Here is a 19,054-nt window from a genome sequence, read left to right on the forward strand (position 1 = left end):
CTAAAGACTAGCAATACATTGTTTTTGATGAGAGAATTTAACCAAATATAATTTGAGGGGAATAACTCATGCTCGACAAGATCAGCAAGAAGATACTGATGGAGCTGCAAAGTGACGGTCGCATCAGCAACGTCGAGCTTGCCGCGCGTGTCAACCTGTCGCCTGCTGCCTGCCTGGAGCGCGTGCGCAAGCTGCACGAGTCCGGCTATATCATGGGCTACACCGCCCAGCTCAACCCGCAATTGCTGGACGTATCGCTGCTGGTGTTTATTGAAGTGGTGCTAGATCGTACCACGCCGGAAGTGTTTGATGCATTCAAACATAGCGTCCAGGTAATCCCCGAAGTGCTGGAGTGCCATATGGTGGCCGGCGGCTTCGACTACCTGGTGAAGGCGCGCGTGAAGGACATGGCGGCCTACCGCGAATTCCTGGGCAAGACGCTGCTGCAAAAAGGCGTGCGCGAAACCCATACCTATGCTGTGATGGAAGAAGTAAAAAATACGAGCAAGCTGCCGATCAAATAGTGATCGGCAAGCCTAAGCCGCTACGGAGACGGAGGTCAAATGAAGTTGCAGCACAAGCAGGTGCGACAAGTTTTATGGATACTCGGGGCAACGGCGGCAGGCGCTGGCGCTGCTTGGCTGGCGCAAATGGCTGGCGCTGGTTCGCTGTGGCAAGCCACGCTGGCGGGCCTGGTGGCGGCGCTCACGGCCCAGCTGGCGCAGGCGGCCGGCGGCGGCGGCGAGGACGGCACGCGCCGCTTTGCCCACACCGTGGGCGAGGAAATCGACGCCATCATGATAGGCGCGGCGGAAACCTCGTATTTTGTGGACTCCGTCAAAAAGAAAATTGAAAGCGACGTGCGCACGGCCAGCGGCATCGTCTCCAGCTCCGTGCAGAACGCGCGCGCCACCGAGCAGATCGCCGCCAACGCCGAGCGCGCAGCCCGGGTGGCGGCCCAGGTGCGCGCCGAAACCGAAACCGGCCGCGCCGAAGTGGACCAGGGCCTGGCCCGCATCAGCCGCGCCCGCGGCGACGCGCAGCAGGCCGCCGCCACCATGGCCAGCCTGCAGGAAAAAGCCAAGCGCATCTACGGCTTCACGGAAGCCATTACTGAAATTTCCGCGCGCACCAATCTGCTGGCGCTGAACGCCGCCATCGAAGCGGCGCGCGCCGGCGAGCAGGGACGCGGCTTTGCCGTGGTGGCCGGCGAAGTGCGCCAGCTGGCGCAGCGCACCAAGGAAGCCACCGACGAGATCAGCGCCATGGTGCGCGCCATCAACGAGCAGGCGGTGTCGGCCACGGCCGGCATGGATTCGCTGGCCGGCATGGTCAGCGAGGCGGCCGGCAACGTGGAAACGGTGCACGGGCTGCTGAGCAGCATCCAGCAGTCGTCCGGCGTATCGGAAAAGGAAATCGGCGAAATCGCGCAGGCTGCGCGGGAGCACGTGGAAACCACGCGCGTGATCGCGGACGCCATCACGCAGATCCGCGACAGCATGCTGTCCACCGACAAGGAACTGCCGCGCGCGGCCGGCTCGGCGATGGCGCTGGCCGAGCGCGCCGAAGTGATCACGGCCGCGCTGGGCATGTCCGATATTGAAACCGCGCACGACGAGATCCGGCTGGCGGCGCAGACGGCGGCCCGGGAAGTGGGCAAGATCTTCGAAGCGGCCATCGCCGGCGGCAAGATCACGCAAGCGGCGCTGTTCGACCGCCAGTACAAGGCCATCCCCAACACCGACCCGCCCAAGCACAATACCAAGTTCGACGCGTTTACCGACCGCGTGCTGCCGGACCTGCAGGAAGGCCTGCTGGCGCGCATGCCGCACCTGGCCTATGCGGGCGCGGTGGACAACAACGGCTACTTCCCCACCCACAACAAGAAATTCTCGCAGCCGCTGACGGGCGATTACGACGTGGACATCGTCAACAACCGCACCAAGCGCATCTTCAGCGACCGCACTGGCAAGCGTTGCGGCGCCAACACCCAGCCCTTCCTGCTGCAGACCTACAAGCGCGACACGGGCGAAGTGATGCACGACCTGTCGGCGCCCATTTACGTCAACGGCCAGCACTGGGGCGGCTTCCGCATCGGCTACCGCTCCGCCGCACATTGATTGGCGGGTTACGCGCCTTTGGCGCTAACCCGCCCTACGATACCGCGACACCGCGATGCCACGATACCGTGATACCGTGATACCGTGATGCCACGATGCCACGATGCCACGTAGGGCGGGTTAGCGCGGAGCGCGTAACCCGCCATTGCGCCGCCAGCTCAGTAGGTATCGCTGCGCGGCGTAGTGCCCGGTGCAGTGCGCTGGGCCACGCTGTTCATGCCTTCGAGGTTGGAGCGCAGCCATTTGTGCGCCGGGCTGCGCGCGTCGCGTTCGTGCCAGAGCATGTCCAGGTGCACCGCCGGCAGCGTGAACGGCAGCTCCTTGTGGATCAGCGCGTCCGTCATGCCGGTGGAGGCGATCAGGTGCTTGGGCAGCACGGTGATCAGATCCGAATTGGCCACCACCCGCCCCGCCGTGAAGAACTGGTTCACGGTCAGCAGAATGCGCCGTTCGCGCTGGATCTGCGCCAGCGCCTCGTCCACCAGGCCGTGCGCGCGTCCGGAGAAGCTCACCAGCAGGTGGTTGGCGGTGCAGTAGTTTTCCAGCGTCAGGTCGACCTTTGCCAGCGGATGGTCGCGCCGCATCACGCATACATAGTGGCCGGAATACAAACGTTCATGGCGTATCGGCGAACTGGTGTCGCTCGATAACTGCGCCGCCACGCCGGGGAAGAAGCCCACCGCCAGGTCCACGTCGCCGCGCAGCAGCATGGGGCGCGGTTCGCGGGTGGTCAGCGGCACCATGCGCACGTTCACGCCCGGCGCTTCGCGCTCGATCGAGCGCATCAAGGACGGCAGCCAGAAGGCGGCGGTGGCGTCGGCCATGGCCAGGCGGAAGGTGGCGTGCGCCTTGGAGACGTCGAAGGTTTCCGGCGTCACCGCCGCTTCCAGGCTGGCCAGCGCGCTGCGCACGGACGGCCACAGCGCTTCGGCGCGCGGGGTGGGTTTGACGCCGTAGGCGGTGCGTATCAGCAGCTCGTCGCCCAGGCTTTCGCGCAGGCGTTTGATGGCGTTGGAGACGGCCGGCTGGGTCATGGCCAGGTGGCCGGCGGCGCGGGTGAGGTTTTGCTCGGTCATCACCGCGTCGAAAACACGCAGCAAATTCAAGTCCAGCGTCAGGAAGCTCATAAATACTCGGCTCGGTGGTTAGGACTGATATTCACGTTTCACATGGTTGTTATCGGGAAACGGAATTGGATTTATATGTTGCGGCGCACTATAGTTACACTTGATTGTAATTGCACCTGAACTTCAATGTCTACCTTCATTTCTGCTGTACAAGCTCTGACCTCCGGAATCTCCATCATGGACGCGATTCAAATCCTGCTGGGCGCTGTGCTGGCGCTGGCCATGCTGCTGCTGTTCAAGCCCCTGCTGCGCGGCATTGCGCGCGCGCTGCTGCTGGTGGTGAAACCCAAGCTGAACAAGGAACAGCGCCTGCAGCGCCGCCTGATGCAGGACGCCATGATGCTGAACCGCATGCTCAATTCCATGGACAGCGCCCCCAGCCATGCGGCCGAGCTGCGCGCCATGGCCGCGCGCGCCTAAGCTTTAAGCAGCACTGCGCGGCAAGACGGTGAAAACCGCCTGCCGCGCCGCAACAACTTTATTTTTCACCCAGCAGCTGAGGCTTCAGCGAGCTGTCCACCGGCTTGTCGCCAAGCCAGATCCGCAGGATCGCATTGTAGAAGGCCAGGTCCGGCAGCACACCGCCGACATTCTTGCCGTTCAACATAACTTGCGAGCCCGAGCCGGGTACCCAATCCACCGTCAGCACGTCGCCCTTCTTCAGGGCGGGGAACATGGCGAACATTTCACCGAACTGCTTGGTTTGCGGCACCAGCTTGGCGCGCTCGGCCGCGTCGGTGTTGTCATTCAGGCCAGTCATAAAGGCTTTCCCGAACTCCTCGGACGTCAGCTCGCGCAGCACCACGATGCGCACGCGGCGCGGCCCATCGGCGGCCAGGATCTCCGGCACGGTGGATTTCTTTTCAGTGAGATACAGGCCCAGCGCGTAGACCTTGAAGATGACTTTGGTGCGCAGGCCGGCGCCATTGAGCTTCAGCGTGGCGCCGTTGACGGTGGCCGTCTCATCGAACTTCACGCCCGCCACTTCGGCGGCGAAGGCCGGCAGCGCAGACAGGGAGGCCAGCGCCAGCAGGCTAGCTGCGGCAGCGCTTTTCAGTACAGTCCGGCGGGGGAAAATCATGCAAAGTCTCCATAGTGGTATTTGTGTAGGGCAAATATACCACTATGGAAAACGGGGGCAGCGTTAAAAATGGGGTCAGGGTTGCTTATTTGGGCGCCTGGCCTGCCGTCAGGCGTTCGTATTTCGCCATCAGCTGTTCTTTGCTCTCAACCCAGGCCGGGTTGAGGGGAATGCACTCCACCGGGCAGATCGCCACGCACTGCGGCTCGTCGAAGTGGCCCACGCATTCGGTGCACTTGTTGGGGTCGATCTCGTAGATCTCGGCCCCCATGTAGATGGCGTCGTTCGGGCACTCGGGCTCGCACACGTCGCAGTTGATGCATTCGTCGGTAATCAGTAAAGCCATGGTTATTCCTTATTCCGCCGCCGGCGCGCCCTTGATGGCGGCAATTTTCTTTTGCAGCCAGCGGTCGACGGAGGGGAAGACAAACTTGGACACGTCGCCGCCCAGCATGGCGATTTCGCGCACGATGGTGCCGGAAATGAACTGGTACTGGTCGGACGGGGTCAGGAACAGCGTTTCGACGTCCGGCAGCAGGTAGCGGTTCATGCCCGCCATCTGGAACTCGTACTCGAAGTCGGACACGGCGCGCAGGCCGCGCACGATCACGCGCGCATCATGCTGGCGCACGAAGTCTTTCAGCAGGCCGGAGAAGCTCTCCACCTTCACGTTCGGATAATGGCCCAGCACCTCGTTGGCGATTTCCAGGCGTTCTTCCAGCGAGAAGAAGGGGTTTTTGTTCTGGCTGTCGGCCACGCCCACGACCAGCGTGTCGAACAGGCCGGATGCGCGGCGCACCAAATCTTCATGCCCGCGCGTCAGCGGATCGAACGTTCCCGGATATACGGCTACTACCATTGCGGCTCCCTTGCGTCGCACCATAGAACGCGCATTATGCCTGAAAATCAGGCGGCCGCTCAGGGCCGGGGGGCCGCCTGCTTAGCCGGTGTACTGCAGTAAATGATAGAACACCATGCCCGCCTTGTCAGCCCGGACCACTTGCCAGCCCGCCATCCACTCGGGCGCCTCGCCTTCTTCGAAGGTCAGCGGCAGGCCGGATTCGGCGTACACCAGGCCGTTTTCCTTCAGCAATTTGCTGCACAGCGGCAAAGCGCGCGCCAAAAAATCCTGCTGGTAGGGCGGATCGAGGAAGATCAGGTCGAATTTCTGGCCGCGCACGGCCAGCGACTGGGCGGTGGCCAGCGCGTCGCTGCGCAGCAGCTGCACATTGCTGGCGTTGAGCTTGGCCTTGATGGCGTCCAGCTGGCGCACCACGGCGGTATTGGTGTCGGCCATGATGACGCTGGCCGCGCCGCGGCTGGCCGCCTCGAAGCCGAGCGCGCCGCTGCCGGCGAACAGGTCCAGCACGTGGGCGCTGGCCCATTCGCCGTCGCGCAGGTGGCTGATCCAGTTGAAGGCGGTTTCGCGCACGCGGTCCGGCGTGGGACGCAGGCCCAGCGCTTCGAGCACGGGCAAAGGGGTGCGTTTCCAGGCGCCGCCGATAATGCGGACCTGGTTGCTGTGTTTCGGCCCGTGGACGGGCACTTTGGCGGGTTTGGCGGGCTTCTTTTGCATGGCGGCACTATACCATGCGGCCGACTGCCGCTACTTTGCCTGGGCCGCCAGCGCGTTCAAATCCTCTATCCAGTCCTGCATGCGTTTATTGGCGTGCGCCTTCTGCGCCGGGGTGGCTATCCGCACCACCGTCAGCACCAGTTCCATGGTGCCCTTGGTGTAGGCGTCGAAGAAGGGCTTGCGGTCGGACGGCTGCTCGGTGCGCTCGAAATTCTCCTGGATCAGTTCGCGTACCATGGCCTCGGCCGCCGCCTGCGACGGCTTCTCCTGCTGGATGCGGCGCGCCAGCGCCAGGATGCCCTTCTGGCGCCGCAGGCGCTCGTCCAGCCACAGTTCATTGTCCAGCGGGCGCGCGTCGGACGCTTTGCGTATCACGGCTTCCTGCTCGCTGCTGAAATCACCGAACCACAGCTCGAACTGCTCCATGGATTTCTTGTAGCGGAACTTGAGCTGCTCCTCGCGCCCGCCTTTCATGTTCTTTTTGCGGAAGTCGCTATTGTTCTTGGCGAATTTCTTCTCCATCTGCTCCAGCTGCGCCGGTTTCAGCGCCAGCGCCAGCTCGGCGATGTCGGGCGCCGCCTTCAGCAGCATGGTCTGGGTGCGCGCGCGGATGTCCTTGTAGTCCTCCTGCAGGTCGGCCAGCGTGGGGTTGCCCTGCAGCTGCTGCTGGGCATGGTGCAGCACCTGGGCGTAATCCTGCAGCTGGGTCTTGCGGTGCCAATGGAAAAAGTCGCCGATATCGGACTTGACCGGCGGCTTTTGCGCCGCCTCCAGGTCCACATAGGCGTCCAGCCACCAGAACAGTAGCGTGTCGCCGTTGTTATAGGCCAGGCGCAGCGAACTGCAGGCGGCCAGCAGCGCCAGCATCATGGCCAGGAAAATGTAGCGTGCGCCCCGGCTGGCGCGGCCCTGCATGTTAAACTTTTCCATATTCTTAACTTTTTGAGTAGGCCTATGAACGTCGTTATTCTCGCCGCAGGCATGGGCAAACGCATGCAGTCCGCCCTGCCCAAAGTCTTGCATCCGCTGGCCGGCAAGCCGCTGTTGTCGCACGTGATAGACACCGCGCGCGGCCTGTCTCCAGCTAAATTATGCGTTATTTACGGACACGGCGGCGCAGCCGTGCTGGAGCAGCTGGAAAAGGAGAAAAAGGTGCCCGGCGCCGACATCTCCGCCGCGCTGCAGGAACCGCAGCTGGGCACCGGCCACGCCGTCATGCAGGCGCTGCCGGTGCTGGACGAAGCCCGCCCTACCCTGATCCTGTACGGCGACGTGCCGCTGACCACCGCCGCCTCGCTGCAGCGCCTGGTGGACGCGGCCGGCACGGACAAGCTGGGCATTCTCACCGTGGTGCAGGATGATCCCTTCGGCCTGGGCCGCATCGTGCGCGAAGGCGGCCAGGCGGGCGGCAACATTGTCCGCATCGTGGAGGAGAAAGACGCCAGCGCCGAAGAACGCGCCATCAAGGAAATCAACAGCGGCATCATGGTGGCGCCGACCGCGCACCTGAAGAAGTGGCTCGGCGCGCTGCAAAACAATAACGCCCAGAGCGAGTACTACCTGACCGACATCGTGGCCCAGGCCGTGGCGGATGGCGTGCCGGTGGTGTCGGCCAATCCCGGCGGCGTGTGGGAAGTGGCGGGCGTCAATTCCAAGGTGCAGCTGGCCCAGCTGGAACGCATCCACCAGCTCAATATCGCCCAGGCGCTGCTGGAGCGCGGCGTAACGGTGATGGACCCGGCCCGCCTCGACGTGCGCGGCGAACTTATTTGCGGCCGCGACGTGACCATCGACGTGGGCTGCGTGTTCGAAGGCAAGGTTGAACTGGCGGACGGCGTTACCGTGGGCGCGCACAGCGTGCTGGTGAACGCCCGCATCGCCGAAGGCGTGCAGATCAAGCCCTTCTGCCATATCGAAGACGCGGTGGTGGGCGCCAAGTCCATCCTCGGCCCATATGCGCGCCTGCGCCCTGGCACCGTGCTGGCGGAAGATGTCCACATCGGCAACTTCGTGGAAGTGAAGAACAGCCAGATCGCCGCGCACAGCAAGGCCAACCACCTGGCCTACGTGGGCGACGCCACCGTGGGTTCGCGCGTGAACGTGGGCGCGGGCGTGATCACCTGCAATTACGATGGCGCCAACAAGTTCCGCACCGTGATCGAGGATGACGCCTTTATCGGCAGCGACAGCCAGCTGGTGGCCCCGGTGACCGTGGGCCGTGGCGCAACCATAGGCGCGGGTACCACGCTGACCAAGGACGCCCCGGCGGACCAGCTGACCATCTCGCGGCCCAAGCAGCTGACGATTCCGGGCTGGAAGCGTCCGGTGAAGATCAAGAAGTAAAACTGCCCTGTGTTTCTACGACGGCGCCGTGAGGCGCCGTTTTTTTATGCCCTCAGCCTGTGGATAAAGATGTGGGCAAGCTTGAGGAGAACAGGCTGACAAGCTTGGGGCAACTGGAGGATAACTTGCCAACAACTTCCTTGTATTCAAGTACATACCGGTTTTGAACATTTCTACTGTGTAAACAAACAGGTTTACCAAAAAATGTGGACAACTTTGTTGGTAAGTGCCGGAATAAGGCTGGGATAAGCGTTGCAAAACCCGGGATAAGGGCGGAGGGCATGTGAATAAAGCTGTGGGCAAGGCTGTTGAAATAGCGGGATAACTTTGGCGCAAGGCCGAAATCAGCCCGAGGCGCAATCCGGCCTGTTCCGCGATGTTGATAAGCCTGTGAAAAACCATTGGAAAAGCGGCGGATAAGCCCCGTATAACCACGTGGAAAACCCATGGACAAGGCTGTATAACTCACACCGCTATGCGCGTCTCGAACTTGCTGCGCAGAGTGGAAAAGTAGGTTTTCACGTTGCGCACATTGGTGTGCGCCGCGAACAGGCGGTGCGCCAGCGCGTTGTAGGCCCGCATGTCTGCCACCTGTATCACCAGCACAAAGTCCGGCCCGGGCGACACCCGGTAGCATTGCAGCACCGCCTCGTCGCCGGCCACGTGCTGCTCGAACTCCACCATGCGCTCGGCCGCCTGCACATCCAGCGTAATCTCCACGATGGCAGTCAGGCGCGCGCCTACCGCCTCCGGTGCTACGATAGCGACCTGCCGCAGTATCACGCCGCTGTCCGTCAGCTGCTTCACGCGCCGCAGGCAGGTGGGCGGCGACACGTGCACCGCCTGCGCCAGCTCCGCATTGGTAAGGGCCGCATTCTCCTGCAGCGCGTTCAGAATGCGGCGGTCCACTTCGTCCAGCTCCGAATTTGGAATATTCATAAAAAATTCATCATGGTTTGAAATTTAATTTCATCATCATACACGCATGAAATAATATTTCATGCACGATTGAATTTAGACAGCTTATTTCAACACCTCTGCTCTAGTATGGATTCATCAACCATTCATCCAGCAAAGAGGTTTTTATGTGCGGCATCGTCGGCGCGGTAGCGCAACGTAATATCACCCCCATCCTGCTCGAAGGCCTGAAGCGCCTGGAATACCGCGGCTACGACTCCTGCGGCGTCGCGCTGCACGTGGATGGCGCCCTGCAGCGCTCGCGCAGCACCTCGCGCGTGGCCGACCTGGAAAAACAGGTGGATGAAACCGGTCTCAAAGGCTTCACCGGCATTGCCCACACCCGCTGGGCCACGCACGGCGCGCCCGCCTCGCACAATGCCCACCCGCACTTTTCGCCGAGTTCGGACAACGCGCGCATCGCCCTGGTCCACAACGGCATTATCGAAAACCACGACGAGCTGCGCGCCGAACTGACCGCGCTGGGCTACGTGTTCCAGAGCCAGACCGACACCGAAGTGATCGCCCACCTGGTCGACCACATGTACAACGGCGACCTGTTCGACACCGTGCAGCAAGCCGTCAAGCGCCTGCACGGCGCCTACGCCATCGCCGTGTTCGCGCGCGAAGAGCCGCACCGCGTGGTGGCCGCGCGCCAGGGCTCGCCGCTCATCGTCGGCGTGGGCCAGGGCGAAAACTTTGTCGCCTCCGACGCCATGGCGCTGGCCGGCACCAGCGACCAGATCATCTACCTGGAAGAAGGCGACGTGGTCGACCTGCAGCTGGGCAAAGTGTGGATCGTTGACGTGAACGGCAAGTCGGTAGAACGCGAAGTGAAAACCGTGCACGCGCACACCGGCGCGGCCGAGCTGGGACCGTACCGCCACTACATGCAGAAGGAAATCTTCGAGCAGCCGCGCGTCATCGGCGACACGCTGGAAGGCATCACCGGCGTCATGCCCGAGCTGTTCGGCGATGGCGCCTACAAAGTGTTCAAGGAAATCGACCGCGTGCTGATCCTTGCCTGCGGCACCAGTTACTATGCCGGCTCCACCGCCAAGTACTGGATCGAATCCATCGCCAAGGTGCCGGTCAACGTGGAAATCGCCAGCGAATACCGCTACCGCGACTCCGTGCCCGACCCGCGCACCCTGGTCGTCACCATCTCCCAGTCCGGCGAAACCGCCGACACCTTGGCCGCGCTCAAGCATGCACGCGCGCTGGGCATGGAACACACGCTCACCATCTGCAACGTGGCCACCAGCGCCATGGTGCGCGAATGCAAACTGGCCTACATCACCCGCGCCGGCGTGGAAGTGGGCGTGGCCTCGACCAAGGCCTTCACGACCCAGCTGGCCGCGCTGTTCCTGCTCGCGCTGACCCTGGCGCAAGTGAACGGCCGCCTGACTGACGAAGAGGAAGCCGCGCACCTGAAAGCCATGCGCCACCTGCCGTCGGCGATCACCTCGGTGCTGGCGCTGGAGCCCCAGATCATCGCCTGGGCCGACGAATTCGCGCGCAAGGAAAACGCACTGTTCCTGGGCCGTGGCCTGCACTACCCGATCGCGCTGGAAGGCGCGCTCAAGCTCAAGGAGATTTCCTACATCCACGCCGAGGCCTATCCTGCGGGCGAGCTGAAGCACGGTCCGCTGGCGCTGGTGACCGAGGAAATGCCGGTCGTCACCATCGCGCCCAACGACACGCTGATCGAGAAGCTGAAATCGAATATGCAGGAAGTGCGCGCGCGCGGCGGCCAGCTGTTCGTGTTTGCCGACGTGGACTCGCGCATCACCTCCGGCGACGGCGTGCATGTCATCCGCATGCCCGAGCACTACGGCCAGCTGTCGCCCATCCTGCACGTGGTCTCGCTGCAACTGCTGGCCTACCACTCCGCCCTGGCGCGCGGCACCGACGTGGACAAGCCGCGCAACCTGGCCAAGTCGGTGACCGTCGAATAAGAGTGCGGGACTTTTTCCAGGGCAGCGATACCAGCACAGGCGCCAAGGCGCGCATTGAAGCGGGCACGCTGCTCCGCCCCGAAGGGCTGCGCCACTTTTTGAAGGCAACGCCTGTCGGTGCCGCTGCGGGCAAGCGGCCGCTGGTTATTTTGCTGCACGGCGCCGGTTCCTCCGCCGCACAGCTGCTGGGCCTGCGCTTCCCGCCATCGCCCTTGTCGCTGTGGCTGGAGATCGCCGAGCGCGAGCATCTGGTGGTCATCGCCCTGGACGGCAGCAAGCGCCGTGGCGAACGCGCCTGGAACGACAGCTACGCCGGCGTGACCGCCAACCCCCAAACCGACGATACCGGCTTTATCAGCGCCGTGATCGACCGCGCCATCGCCGAGGATGAAGTTGATCCAGCGCGTATCTACCTCATGGGCGTCTCCAAAGGCGGCATGATGGCCTACCGCGCCGCAACCGAGATGGCACCGCGTCTGGCGGCCTTTTCGGTGGCGCTGGCCGCCATGCCTGTGGACAGCAATTGCGGCCCGCCCCGGACGCCGCTGCCGGTGCTGTTCATGGCGGGCACGGCCGATCCCTTCATCCCCTACACCGGGCGCAAGTTCCTTTACCAGTTCCCCATTTTTTCCTCGCTCGCCGCGCCGATGACCAGCGTGGAAGAATCCGTCGCCGTCTGGCGCGAGCTGGCCGGCTTGCACGGTGAACCCGCCGTCGCCGCCATCCCGCAGCGGCATCCGGGCGCGGCCACGCGCGTCACCCGCTACACTTGGGGAGGCGACCCCGCCGCGCTGCAAGTCTGCCTGCTGAAGATAGACGGCGGCGGCCACGCCGAGCCCAGCATGGTGAAGCGCTACCCCGGCCTGTTCTCCCGCTTCCCCGGCGCCCAGAACGGCGACATCGAGGCAGCCGAGGAGGCCTGGGCCTTCTTCAAGGACAAGCGCACCGTGCTTGAATAAGGGGTGGACCTTATACGCTTATCGCATTACCTTATGTGATAACGATATCTTCAAACTGGCATAAAAATGTGGTTTCGATGCCGAATTGGACACCCAGAGAATTTCCGCTTTCGCTTGATAAAGCATGAAAAAAAATCGAAAGACTATGAACAAAATATGACAATTAAGTGATAACGTTATCTCATACTTTGCACATATGGAGAACGTAGTGAAGAGCCAAATCCGACGTCGAGCCAACTTACACGCCAAACCCATCACCATCGCCGTTATCGCGGCTCTCTACGGCGCATCCGCGTTCGCGCAAAATGCTGCTCCCAAAGTCGACCGCATCGAAATCACCGGATCCAAGATCAAGGGCGTCGACATGGAATCCTCGGTGCCCATCCAGTCGATTTCGCGCGCGCAAATCGACGCCACCGGAGTCACCGGACTGGATGAAGTGCTGCAGACGATGGCCATCTCCGGCGATGCAAGGAATCGCACCTCGAATGCCGACCAGAACTCCTTTGCCAACCTGCGCGGCATCGGCTTTGGCCGCACCCTGGTGCTGGTCAACGGCCATCGATGGGTGGGCAGCTCCGACCTGAACGGCACGGTGGATTTGAGCTCCATCCCGCTGGCATCGGTGGAACGCATTGACGTGCTGAAAGATGGCGGCTCGGTGCTGTACGGCGGTGATGCGATGGTGGGCCTGATCAACATCATCCTGAAAGACCACTACGACGGTGTTGACGCCCGTGCCTATTACGGCACCAACCAGCACGGCGGCGGCGACCAGAGGAAGGTCGAACTGACCGCCGGCACCTCCGGCGAAAACTACTCCGGCCTGCTGTCGCTCCAGATCAACAAAGGCGACGGCATCCACAACAGCGACTACGCGCGTACCAGGGAGCGTTCCCCGTTCGGCTCCGGCTCCCAGAACTACACCGACAACACGCCGGCCGGCCGCTTCCAGCTGTGCAAGGGCGCGCTGCTGGCGTCGGGCGGCTGTGCCGCCAGCACGCTTGCCGACCCAAGCGGCAACAAGAACAATTTCATCACCTACACCACGCCCTACAATCCAGCCCTGGGCGCGGCGGGCAACCAGTACCGTACTTACAACCGTCCAAGCGATAGCTACAACAGCCAGGTCTTCAACAGCCTGATCACCCCGCTGACCCAGAAGTCGCTGGTCGGCGATATGACCTACCGTTTCAGCGATCACATGAAGCTCCGCGTGACCGCGCAAATCATGGAGACGGACTCGATTGCCGACACCCCGCCAGTCGACTTCAACCTCGGCCCGGGCGGCCTGGCCAACGGCGCCAATATCTTCATCGCCAAGAACAGCTACTACAACCCGTTTGGCGTGGCGATCGGACGCGTCCAGCGCGCGGCGACGGAGCTGGGGCCGGAGCAGCGCGTCGCCAACACCAAGACGCGGGCCATTTCGCCTGTCCTGTCCGGCGACTTCCAGTTCGCGGGCCGCAGCTTCGACTGGGAAGCCGGCATGGAGTACGGTTCCACCCATCAGCTCGCCCATCGCGATAACGAAATCAGCGTCAGCCGCCTGACCGCCGCCCTTGGCCCATCGTTCAAGGACGCCAGCGGCAATATCGTCTGCGGCACGCCTGGCAATACGATCGCCGGCTGCGTGCCGGTCAACCTGTTGGGCGCAGGCACCCTCACCCCGGAGATGATCAACTACATCCGTCTCAGCTCCGACGAAGCCAGCTGGTTCAACAACTTCTGGGACCACGACTACTTCGCCCAGGTCAGCTCTCCGGAACTGTTCAAGCTGCCGGCCGGATCGGTAGGCTTTGCGAGTGGTTTCGAACGCCATATCGTGTACGGCAACACCGGCAATGGCGTGGGCTATGCCAATGGCGATGTGCTGGCCGGCACGCGCGGCAACACTGGCGGCGGCTATGGTTCCAAGGATGTCTACGCTGAATTCTATGTGCCGATGCTGAAGAACCTGCCACTCATGAAGATGCTGGACCTGAGCCTGGCATTCCGCCACTCCAGCTACGACAGCGGCGCCAGCGTCAACAACAAGAAATTTGGCCTGAAATGGCGCGTGGCCGATGACCTGGCGCTGCGCGCCAGCTTCAGCACCGGCTACCGCCTGGACCTGTCGGGCATCATCCAGAACACCCAGACATCGGCCGTCACGGTGACCGACCCGTGCTCGTTCACCACCAACTCGAACGGCACCATTGCCAGCAACCGCTACGCGCAGCTGACGCCGGAGCAGCAGACGCAATGCCGTGCAGCCGGCGTGCCTTCCGGCGGCTACGATACCCGCACCACCCTGCCCGCACAGGCAACCCAGTTAAGCACCGGTAATCAAGAGCTCGGCCCGGAGCGCGACATCTTCCGCACCGCCGGCTTCGTGTACAGCCCGCATTACGTGCCCGGCCTGGACCTGACCGTCGATTATTGGGACGTGCTGTTCCACGACAGTATCCTGAAGCCGAACGCGAACCAGATGGTGCTCAACTGCCTGTCCGACCCCGGCAATCCCGGCCTGTGCCCGGATGGCTGGCTGGTGCGCGGCGCCAACGGCGCAGTGAACAACATTCGCATTAGCGCGATGAACGGCCCAGGCGGCGAACGCTTCTCGGGAGTGGACGTCAACCTGCGCTACCGTCCCAAGACCACCAGCTACGGCAAATTTGCCTTTGAACTCAACAACGCCTTCCTGACGAGAGTCATTGATACGCCTTCCGCGCCTATCGACAAGGTTGGCGTGTTTACGACTGCCACCACTTCCAGCGGATCGCACTACCGCTTGCGTTCGAATTTCAACCTGGACTGGAGCCTGGGCAAACTGAGCGCGCGCTGGGGCGCCCGTTATTTCTCGCATCAGACGGAAAATTGCATCCTGAGCGGCACGGCAGCGGTCGGCCTGTGCAACGACCTTGGCCCGCTGCAGTCCCAGAGCGATGCGAGCAATCCCGCCACCGCCAAATACCTGCCGTTCCTGGCCGGCGGCAGCGCCAACCGCATAGCCGGATACACGCTGCACGACCTCAGCGTGGCCTACCTGCCTTGGGCGAAGAGCCGCATCAAGGTCGGCGTCAACAACGTGTTCAACAAGGTGCCGCCATTGGCGATCAATTCCAACCGCAGCTATCCGCTCAACTTCGGCATGCCCGACCGCTATTTCTACGTTGAATTCAACCAGAAGTTCTGATCGGCGCAGGCACAGGCTGCACGCCGCCATTCGTGCGTCCTGTGTTCGTCCGTGTGGTTCTCATCCCGATGAACTGCTCCGGTCGAACGGCTTTGAAGGAGTAGTTCATGTCCAATCCCTTGATCCATGATGTTGTCATCGCCGGAGCCGGCCCGGTCGGGCTGTTTCTCGCCTGCGAGCTGCGCAGCGCCGGTGTTTCCGTGCTGGTCCTCGAAAAATCCGCACATCCGGATTCACCCCTGAAAGCACTCCCCTTCGGCATGCGCGGCCTTTCCGCGCCCAGCATCGAAGCCTTTTACCGTCGCGGCTTGCTCGCTGCATTGACGCCGCCGAAAGGCCCGGCCGCCCATTGGGAGATGCAGGCCCGGCGCCCCGGCGGCCACTTTGCCGGTATCCAGTTCTTTCACGACAAAATCGATACGGCCAAATGGCCTTATCGCATCGCCGGCCCAGTTCCCACCAGCCTGGCGACCACCATGCAGCAGGTCGAATCCATCCTCGCCGAACGCGCCCTGGCAATGGGTGTTGAGATCCGGTGCGGCCTGGGCGTGGAGAGTCTTGAGCAGTCGGACGACATGGTGACCATCCGCGCCGGTGGCGACTCCCTGCGCGCGCGCTGGCTGGTAGGCTGCGATGGCGGCCGCAGCACCGTGCGCAAGGCGGCCGGGTTCGAGTTCGCGGGCACGGATCCCGAGTTCACAGGCTACTCGATTCAAGTTGTGCTGGAAGATCCCGCCCAGCTCGCCGTGGGCCGCCACTACACGGCGGCCGGTATGTACACCTACCAGCAGCCCGGCACCATTGCGATGGTGGACTTTGACGGGGGCGCCTGCCATCGCTCCGAGGCCATCACGCTGGAGCATGTGCAGGAAGTGCTGCGGCGCATCTCCGGCACCGCTGTGACCGTGGCCAGCCTTGAACTGGCGACAACGTGGACGGACCGTGCTGCCAGGCAACCGCCTACCGCCAAGGCCGCGTGCTGCTCGCCGGGGATGCCGCGCACATCCACTCGCCGCTCGGCGGCCAGGGCTTGAACCTCGGGCTGGGCGACGCGATGAATCTCGGATGGAAACTGGCGGCGACGATACAGGGGCACGCGCCGGACGGACTGCTGGACAGCTACGCCACGGAACGCCATCCGGTGGGCGCGCAGGTGCTGGACTGGTCGCGCGCGCAGGTGGCGGTGATGCGGCCCAGCCGCAGTTCACGCGCGCTTGAAGCCATCATCCGCGATCTCGTCGATACGGCCGATGGCGCCACCTACTGTGCGGAGCGCGTGTGGAGCGTATCCATCGCCTACGACCTTGGCGGCAAGCACCCGCTGGTCGGCCGCAGCGTGCCGGACTTCGAGCTGGCCGACGGCACGCGCTGCGGCCAGCACTTCAGCAGCGGCAAAGGGCTCCTGCTCGATTTCTCCCTCGGCAAGCCGCTGCAGGCGCTCTCCCAGCGCTGGGCTGGCCGCATTGCCTACGTGGCGGCCCAGGCCTGCGCGCAGCTGGGGCTGAGCGCCGTGCTGGTGCGTCCGGACGGCATCGTCGCCTGGGTGGATGAGGCCAGTCTGGACGAGGAAGGCGCGGCGGCGGCGGCAAGCCGCTGGTTCGGTCACCAGATATGAACGCGCTCCGCAGGGGCGAGATAGAAAGCGTCGCCGCGCTGGACATTGAAGGCGCGGTACCAGGCGTCCACATTGCGCAGCGTGCCGTTGACCCGGAACAGCGACGGCGCATGCGTATCGATCACCAATAGCTGGCGCATTGCCGCCTCGTTGACCTTGGCGCGCCGGCCCTGCGCAAAGGCCATGAAGAAGCGCTGTTCGCCGCTCAGGCCCGCGAGCACCTTGGCTTTGCCATGCCGCTTCTGGTACGACTGGTAGGCTGCGTAGGCTGCCTCGACCCCGCTCAAGTCGGCGATGTTTTCGCCCAGCGTAAGCTTGCCGTTGACCTGTGCGCCGGGCAGCGGCTGGTAGTGGTCGTACTGCGCGGCCAGCGCATCGGCGCGCCGCTGGAAGGACTGCGCCGACGCTTCCGTCCACCAGTTTTCGCGGGTGCCGTCCGCGCCGTACTGACGCCCCTGGTCGTCGAAGCCGTGGCCCATTTCATGGCCGATAAGCGCGCCTATGGTGCCGTAGTTGACGGCCGCGTCGGCGCGCGGGTCAAAGAACGGCGCTTGCAGCATCGCAGCCGGGAACACGATGGCGTTCGAGTGATAGTCGTAGTACGCGTTCATGGTCTGCGGCGTCACCAGCCATTCGGCCGGATCGACCGGCTTGTGCAAGCGCTCGGCGCCGCGCTTTCTTGCCGCTGCATCGGCGCGCACCAGGTTGCCCAGCAAATCATCTTTTTCGATGGCCCCCGCCGCGCGGCCGGGATAGCTGTCCGGCCCGCCGATCAGGGCCTTGAGCGCCGACAGCTTGGCCAGCGCCTTCTGCCTGGTTGCGCTGTCCATCCAGGAAGAGGCGCTGATGCGGTCCCGGTACGCGGCGCGCACATCTTCCACCAGTTCCCGCATCTGCCGGCTTGCCGCTTGCGGGTAGTGGCGTTCCACATAAATGCGTCCGACCTCCTCGCCAAAGATGCTGTTGACCAGCTGGACGCCGCGCTTCCACCGTTCCGGCCGGGACTGCAGGCCGGCCAGCGTCCGTCCGTAGAGTTCAAACCTGGCGTTGGCGAAGGACGCCGGCAGGCTTTCCGCATGGTCGCTGATGAAGCGGTACGCCAGGTAGTCCTTCCAGTCCTGCACCGGCGTGGCGGCCACGATGCGGCCAATCTCCTTCACGGCGCTCTCCTGCATCACCAGCACCTCCGCAGCGGGCGGCAAGGCGTAGCTTGCCAGCAGCCTGGTCCAGTCGAATTCCGCGTACTTGGCCTCCAGGCTGGCGCGGGTTTCGATATTGCTGGTCTTCGACTGCTCGCGCGATTCCGCCATCGTCCAGTGGACTTTTGCCAGCGCGGTTTCCAGCGCGATGATGGCGTCCGCCTTGGCCTCGGCGCCGTCCATGCCGGCCAGTTCCTGCACCTGGCGCACGTAGGCGCGGTAGGCGCTGCGCACGCGCGCGTACTCTCCGCCCTCTTTCAGGTAGTAGTCGCGTGGGAGGCCGAGTTCGCCTTGCGCGATGTTGAGGATATAGCGGCGCGGATCGGCAGGGTGTACATCCGGCTCTATCGCGAGCGGCGAGGCATAGCCGGCTTCGGCAAACAGGGCTTGCACTGCAGCGTGGCTGCTGGCGGACTGGATGCGTGCCAGGTAAGGCCGAAGCGCCGCTGGGCCGCGCGCCTCGATCGCGGCTTCGTTCATCCAGCTCAGGTAGAGCTTGCCGATCTGCTGGCCGGCAGTTCCATAGGCAGGCTGCCGGGCCATGTCTTCCACGATGCGGCGCACGTTGCTGCTTGCGTTTTCGTGCATCAGCACCGTCACCCCGGCCGCGTCCATGGTGGGGCCGATCTGCGTGCGCTGCGCCCAGCCGCCGTTGGCGTAGGACCAGAAGTCATTGCCGGGTTTGACTGCTGTGCTTCGGGCATCAAGGTCGAGGCCGAAGGTTCCGTATTCAGGCAGGCCGACAGCGGTGGCGGGTGCGGCTGCGGCGAGCGAAAGGGCAGCCAGGGCGAGCTGGGAAAGACGGGTTCTCATGCATGTCCTTGTAGGATTTGAAGGCGGAGCGTTGCCAGCATTATCAAAGCCTTACGGGACATGACACAATTACCCGTCCATCATATTTTGTTACTAATAGTAAAATCCCGCCCGGAGTAAGCTGATTA

General features: G+C 63.3%; 16 protein-coding genes and 1 pseudogene. 8 read left to right on the plus strand and 9 right to left on the minus strand.

Going from position 1 to position 19,054, the window contains the following annotated elements:
- Nucleotides 1-68 precede the first annotated feature (68 nt).
- Both GTP77_RS00795 and GTP77_RS00800 read left to right on the plus strand, forming a co-directional pair.
- A complete protein-coding gene (locus tag GTP77_RS00795; protein ID WP_028833852.1) occupies nucleotides 69-524 on the plus strand; it encodes an Lrp/AsnC ligand binding domain-containing protein in 456 nt (151 codons plus the stop codon).
- 126 nt (nucleotides 525-650) lie between these two features.
- A complete protein-coding gene (locus GTP77_RS00800; RefSeq protein WP_228894192.1) occupies nucleotides 651-2,120 on the plus strand; it encodes a methyl-accepting chemotaxis protein in 1,470 nt (489 codons plus the stop codon).
- A gap of 158 nt (nucleotides 2,121-2,278) precedes the next feature.
- Here the strand turns inward: GTP77_RS00800 and GTP77_RS00805 are convergent, their stop codons facing one another.
- The gene (locus GTP77_RS00805) at nucleotides 2,279-3,247 is read right to left on the minus strand and encodes a LysR family transcriptional regulator (RefSeq protein WP_161070266.1); all 969 of its coding nucleotides are present in this window, start codon (nucleotides 3,245-3,247) and stop codon (nucleotides 2,279-2,281) included.
- 177 nt (nucleotides 3,248-3,424) lie between these two features.
- Between GTP77_RS00805 and GTP77_RS00810 the strand changes: the two genes are divergently transcribed.
- On the plus strand, nucleotides 3,425-3,667 hold the full coding sequence (locus tag GTP77_RS00810; protein WP_228894191.1) for a hypothetical protein: 243 nt from the start codon (nucleotides 3,425-3,427) through the stop codon (nucleotides 3,665-3,667).
- A gap of 58 nt (nucleotides 3,668-3,725) precedes the next feature.
- Here the strand turns inward: GTP77_RS00810 and GTP77_RS00815 are convergent, their stop codons facing one another.
- The 5 genes from GTP77_RS00815 to GTP77_RS00835 all read right to left on the minus strand — a co-directional run bounded on the left by GTP77_RS00815 (nucleotide 3,726) and on the right by GTP77_RS00835 (nucleotide 6,834).
- Nucleotides 3,726-4,328, minus strand: coding sequence for a chalcone isomerase family protein (locus GTP77_RS00815; RefSeq protein ID WP_161070268.1), 603 nt, complete (start codon nucleotides 4,326-4,328; stop codon nucleotides 3,726-3,728).
- An 85-nt stretch (nucleotides 4,329-4,413) separates the two neighbouring features.
- On the minus strand, nucleotides 4,414-4,674 hold the full coding sequence (locus GTP77_RS00820; protein WP_161070269.1) for a YfhL family 4Fe-4S dicluster ferredoxin: 261 nt from the start codon (nucleotides 4,672-4,674) through the stop codon (nucleotides 4,414-4,416).
- Nucleotides 4,675-4,683: 9 nt separating this feature from the next.
- A complete protein-coding gene (gene coaD / locus GTP77_RS00825) occupies nucleotides 4,684-5,187 on the minus strand; it encodes a pantetheine-phosphate adenylyltransferase (protein WP_161070270.1) in 504 nt (167 codons plus the stop codon).
- An 81-nt stretch (nucleotides 5,188-5,268) separates the two neighbouring features.
- A complete protein-coding gene (gene rsmD / locus GTP77_RS00830) occupies nucleotides 5,269-5,904 on the minus strand; it encodes a 16S rRNA (guanine(966)-N(2))-methyltransferase RsmD (RefSeq protein ID WP_161070271.1) in 636 nt (211 codons plus the stop codon).
- A gap of 30 nt (nucleotides 5,905-5,934) precedes the next feature.
- Nucleotides 5,935-6,834: a DUF6279 family lipoprotein gene (locus GTP77_RS00835; protein WP_228894189.1), complete on the minus strand. Its 900-nt coding sequence runs from the start codon at nucleotides 6,832-6,834 to the stop codon at nucleotides 5,935-5,937.
- Between the two features lie 24 nt (nucleotides 6,835-6,858).
- On the opposite strand from GTP77_RS00835, the gene glmU reads away from it, so the two are divergent.
- A complete protein-coding gene (gene glmU, locus GTP77_RS00840; RefSeq protein ID WP_161070272.1) occupies nucleotides 6,859-8,247 on the plus strand; it encodes a bifunctional UDP-N-acetylglucosamine diphosphorylase/glucosamine-1-phosphate N-acetyltransferase GlmU in 1,389 nt (462 codons plus the stop codon).
- A gap of 52 nt (nucleotides 8,248-8,299) precedes the next feature.
- Here the strand turns inward: glmU and GTP77_RS00845 are convergent, their stop codons facing one another.
- Both GTP77_RS00845 and GTP77_RS00850 read right to left on the minus strand, forming a co-directional pair.
- Nucleotides 8,300-8,695 carry a hypothetical protein gene (locus tag GTP77_RS00845; protein ID WP_161070273.1) on the minus strand — a complete coding sequence of 132 codons (396 nt, stop codon included), beginning with the start codon at nucleotides 8,693-8,695 and terminating at the stop codon, nucleotides 8,300-8,302.
- A gap of 17 nt (nucleotides 8,696-8,712) precedes the next feature.
- Entirely contained in the window at nucleotides 8,713-9,186 is a 474-nt protein-coding gene (locus GTP77_RS00850; protein WP_161070274.1) for an Lrp/AsnC family transcriptional regulator, read from the minus strand.
- Nucleotides 9,187-9,332: 146 nt separating this feature from the next.
- Between GTP77_RS00850 and glmS the strand changes: the two genes are divergently transcribed.
- The 4 genes and pseudogenes from glmS (at nucleotide 9,333) to GTP77_RS30440 (ending at nucleotide 16,914) form a co-directional block, all read left to right on the plus strand.
- Entirely contained in the window at nucleotides 9,333-11,162 is a 1,830-nt protein-coding gene (glmS, locus tag GTP77_RS00855) for a glutamine--fructose-6-phosphate transaminase (isomerizing) (RefSeq protein WP_161070275.1), read from the plus strand.
- A 2-nt stretch (nucleotides 11,163-11,164) separates the two neighbouring features.
- Nucleotides 11,165-12,121, plus strand: coding sequence for a CE1 family esterase (locus GTP77_RS00860; RefSeq protein WP_161070276.1), 957 nt, complete (start codon nucleotides 11,165-11,167; stop codon nucleotides 12,119-12,121).
- A 208-nt stretch (nucleotides 12,122-12,329) separates the two neighbouring features.
- The gene (locus tag GTP77_RS00865) at nucleotides 12,330-15,299 is read left to right on the plus strand and encodes a TonB-dependent receptor domain-containing protein (protein ID WP_161070277.1); all 2,970 of its coding nucleotides are present in this window, start codon (nucleotides 12,330-12,332) and stop codon (nucleotides 15,297-15,299) included.
- Nucleotides 15,300-15,406: 107 nt separating this feature from the next.
- Nucleotides 15,407-16,914 (plus strand): annotated as a pseudogene (locus GTP77_RS30440) (FAD-dependent monooxygenase).
- On the opposite strand, the gene GTP77_RS00875 reads toward GTP77_RS30440, so the two are convergent.
- Nucleotides 16,902-18,926: a M13 family metallopeptidase gene (locus GTP77_RS00875; protein ID WP_161070278.1), complete on the minus strand. Its 2,025-nt coding sequence runs from the start codon at nucleotides 18,924-18,926 to the stop codon at nucleotides 16,902-16,904. The pseudogene GTP77_RS30440 and the gene GTP77_RS00875 overlap by 13 nt on opposite strands.
- Between the last annotated feature and the right edge of the window lie 128 nt (nucleotides 18,927-19,054).

The sequence above is a fragment of the Pseudoduganella aquatica genome, from assembly GCF_009857595.1.
Taxonomy (GTDB): Bacteria; Pseudomonadota; Gammaproteobacteria; order Burkholderiales; family Burkholderiaceae_D; genus Rugamonas; species Rugamonas aquatica_A.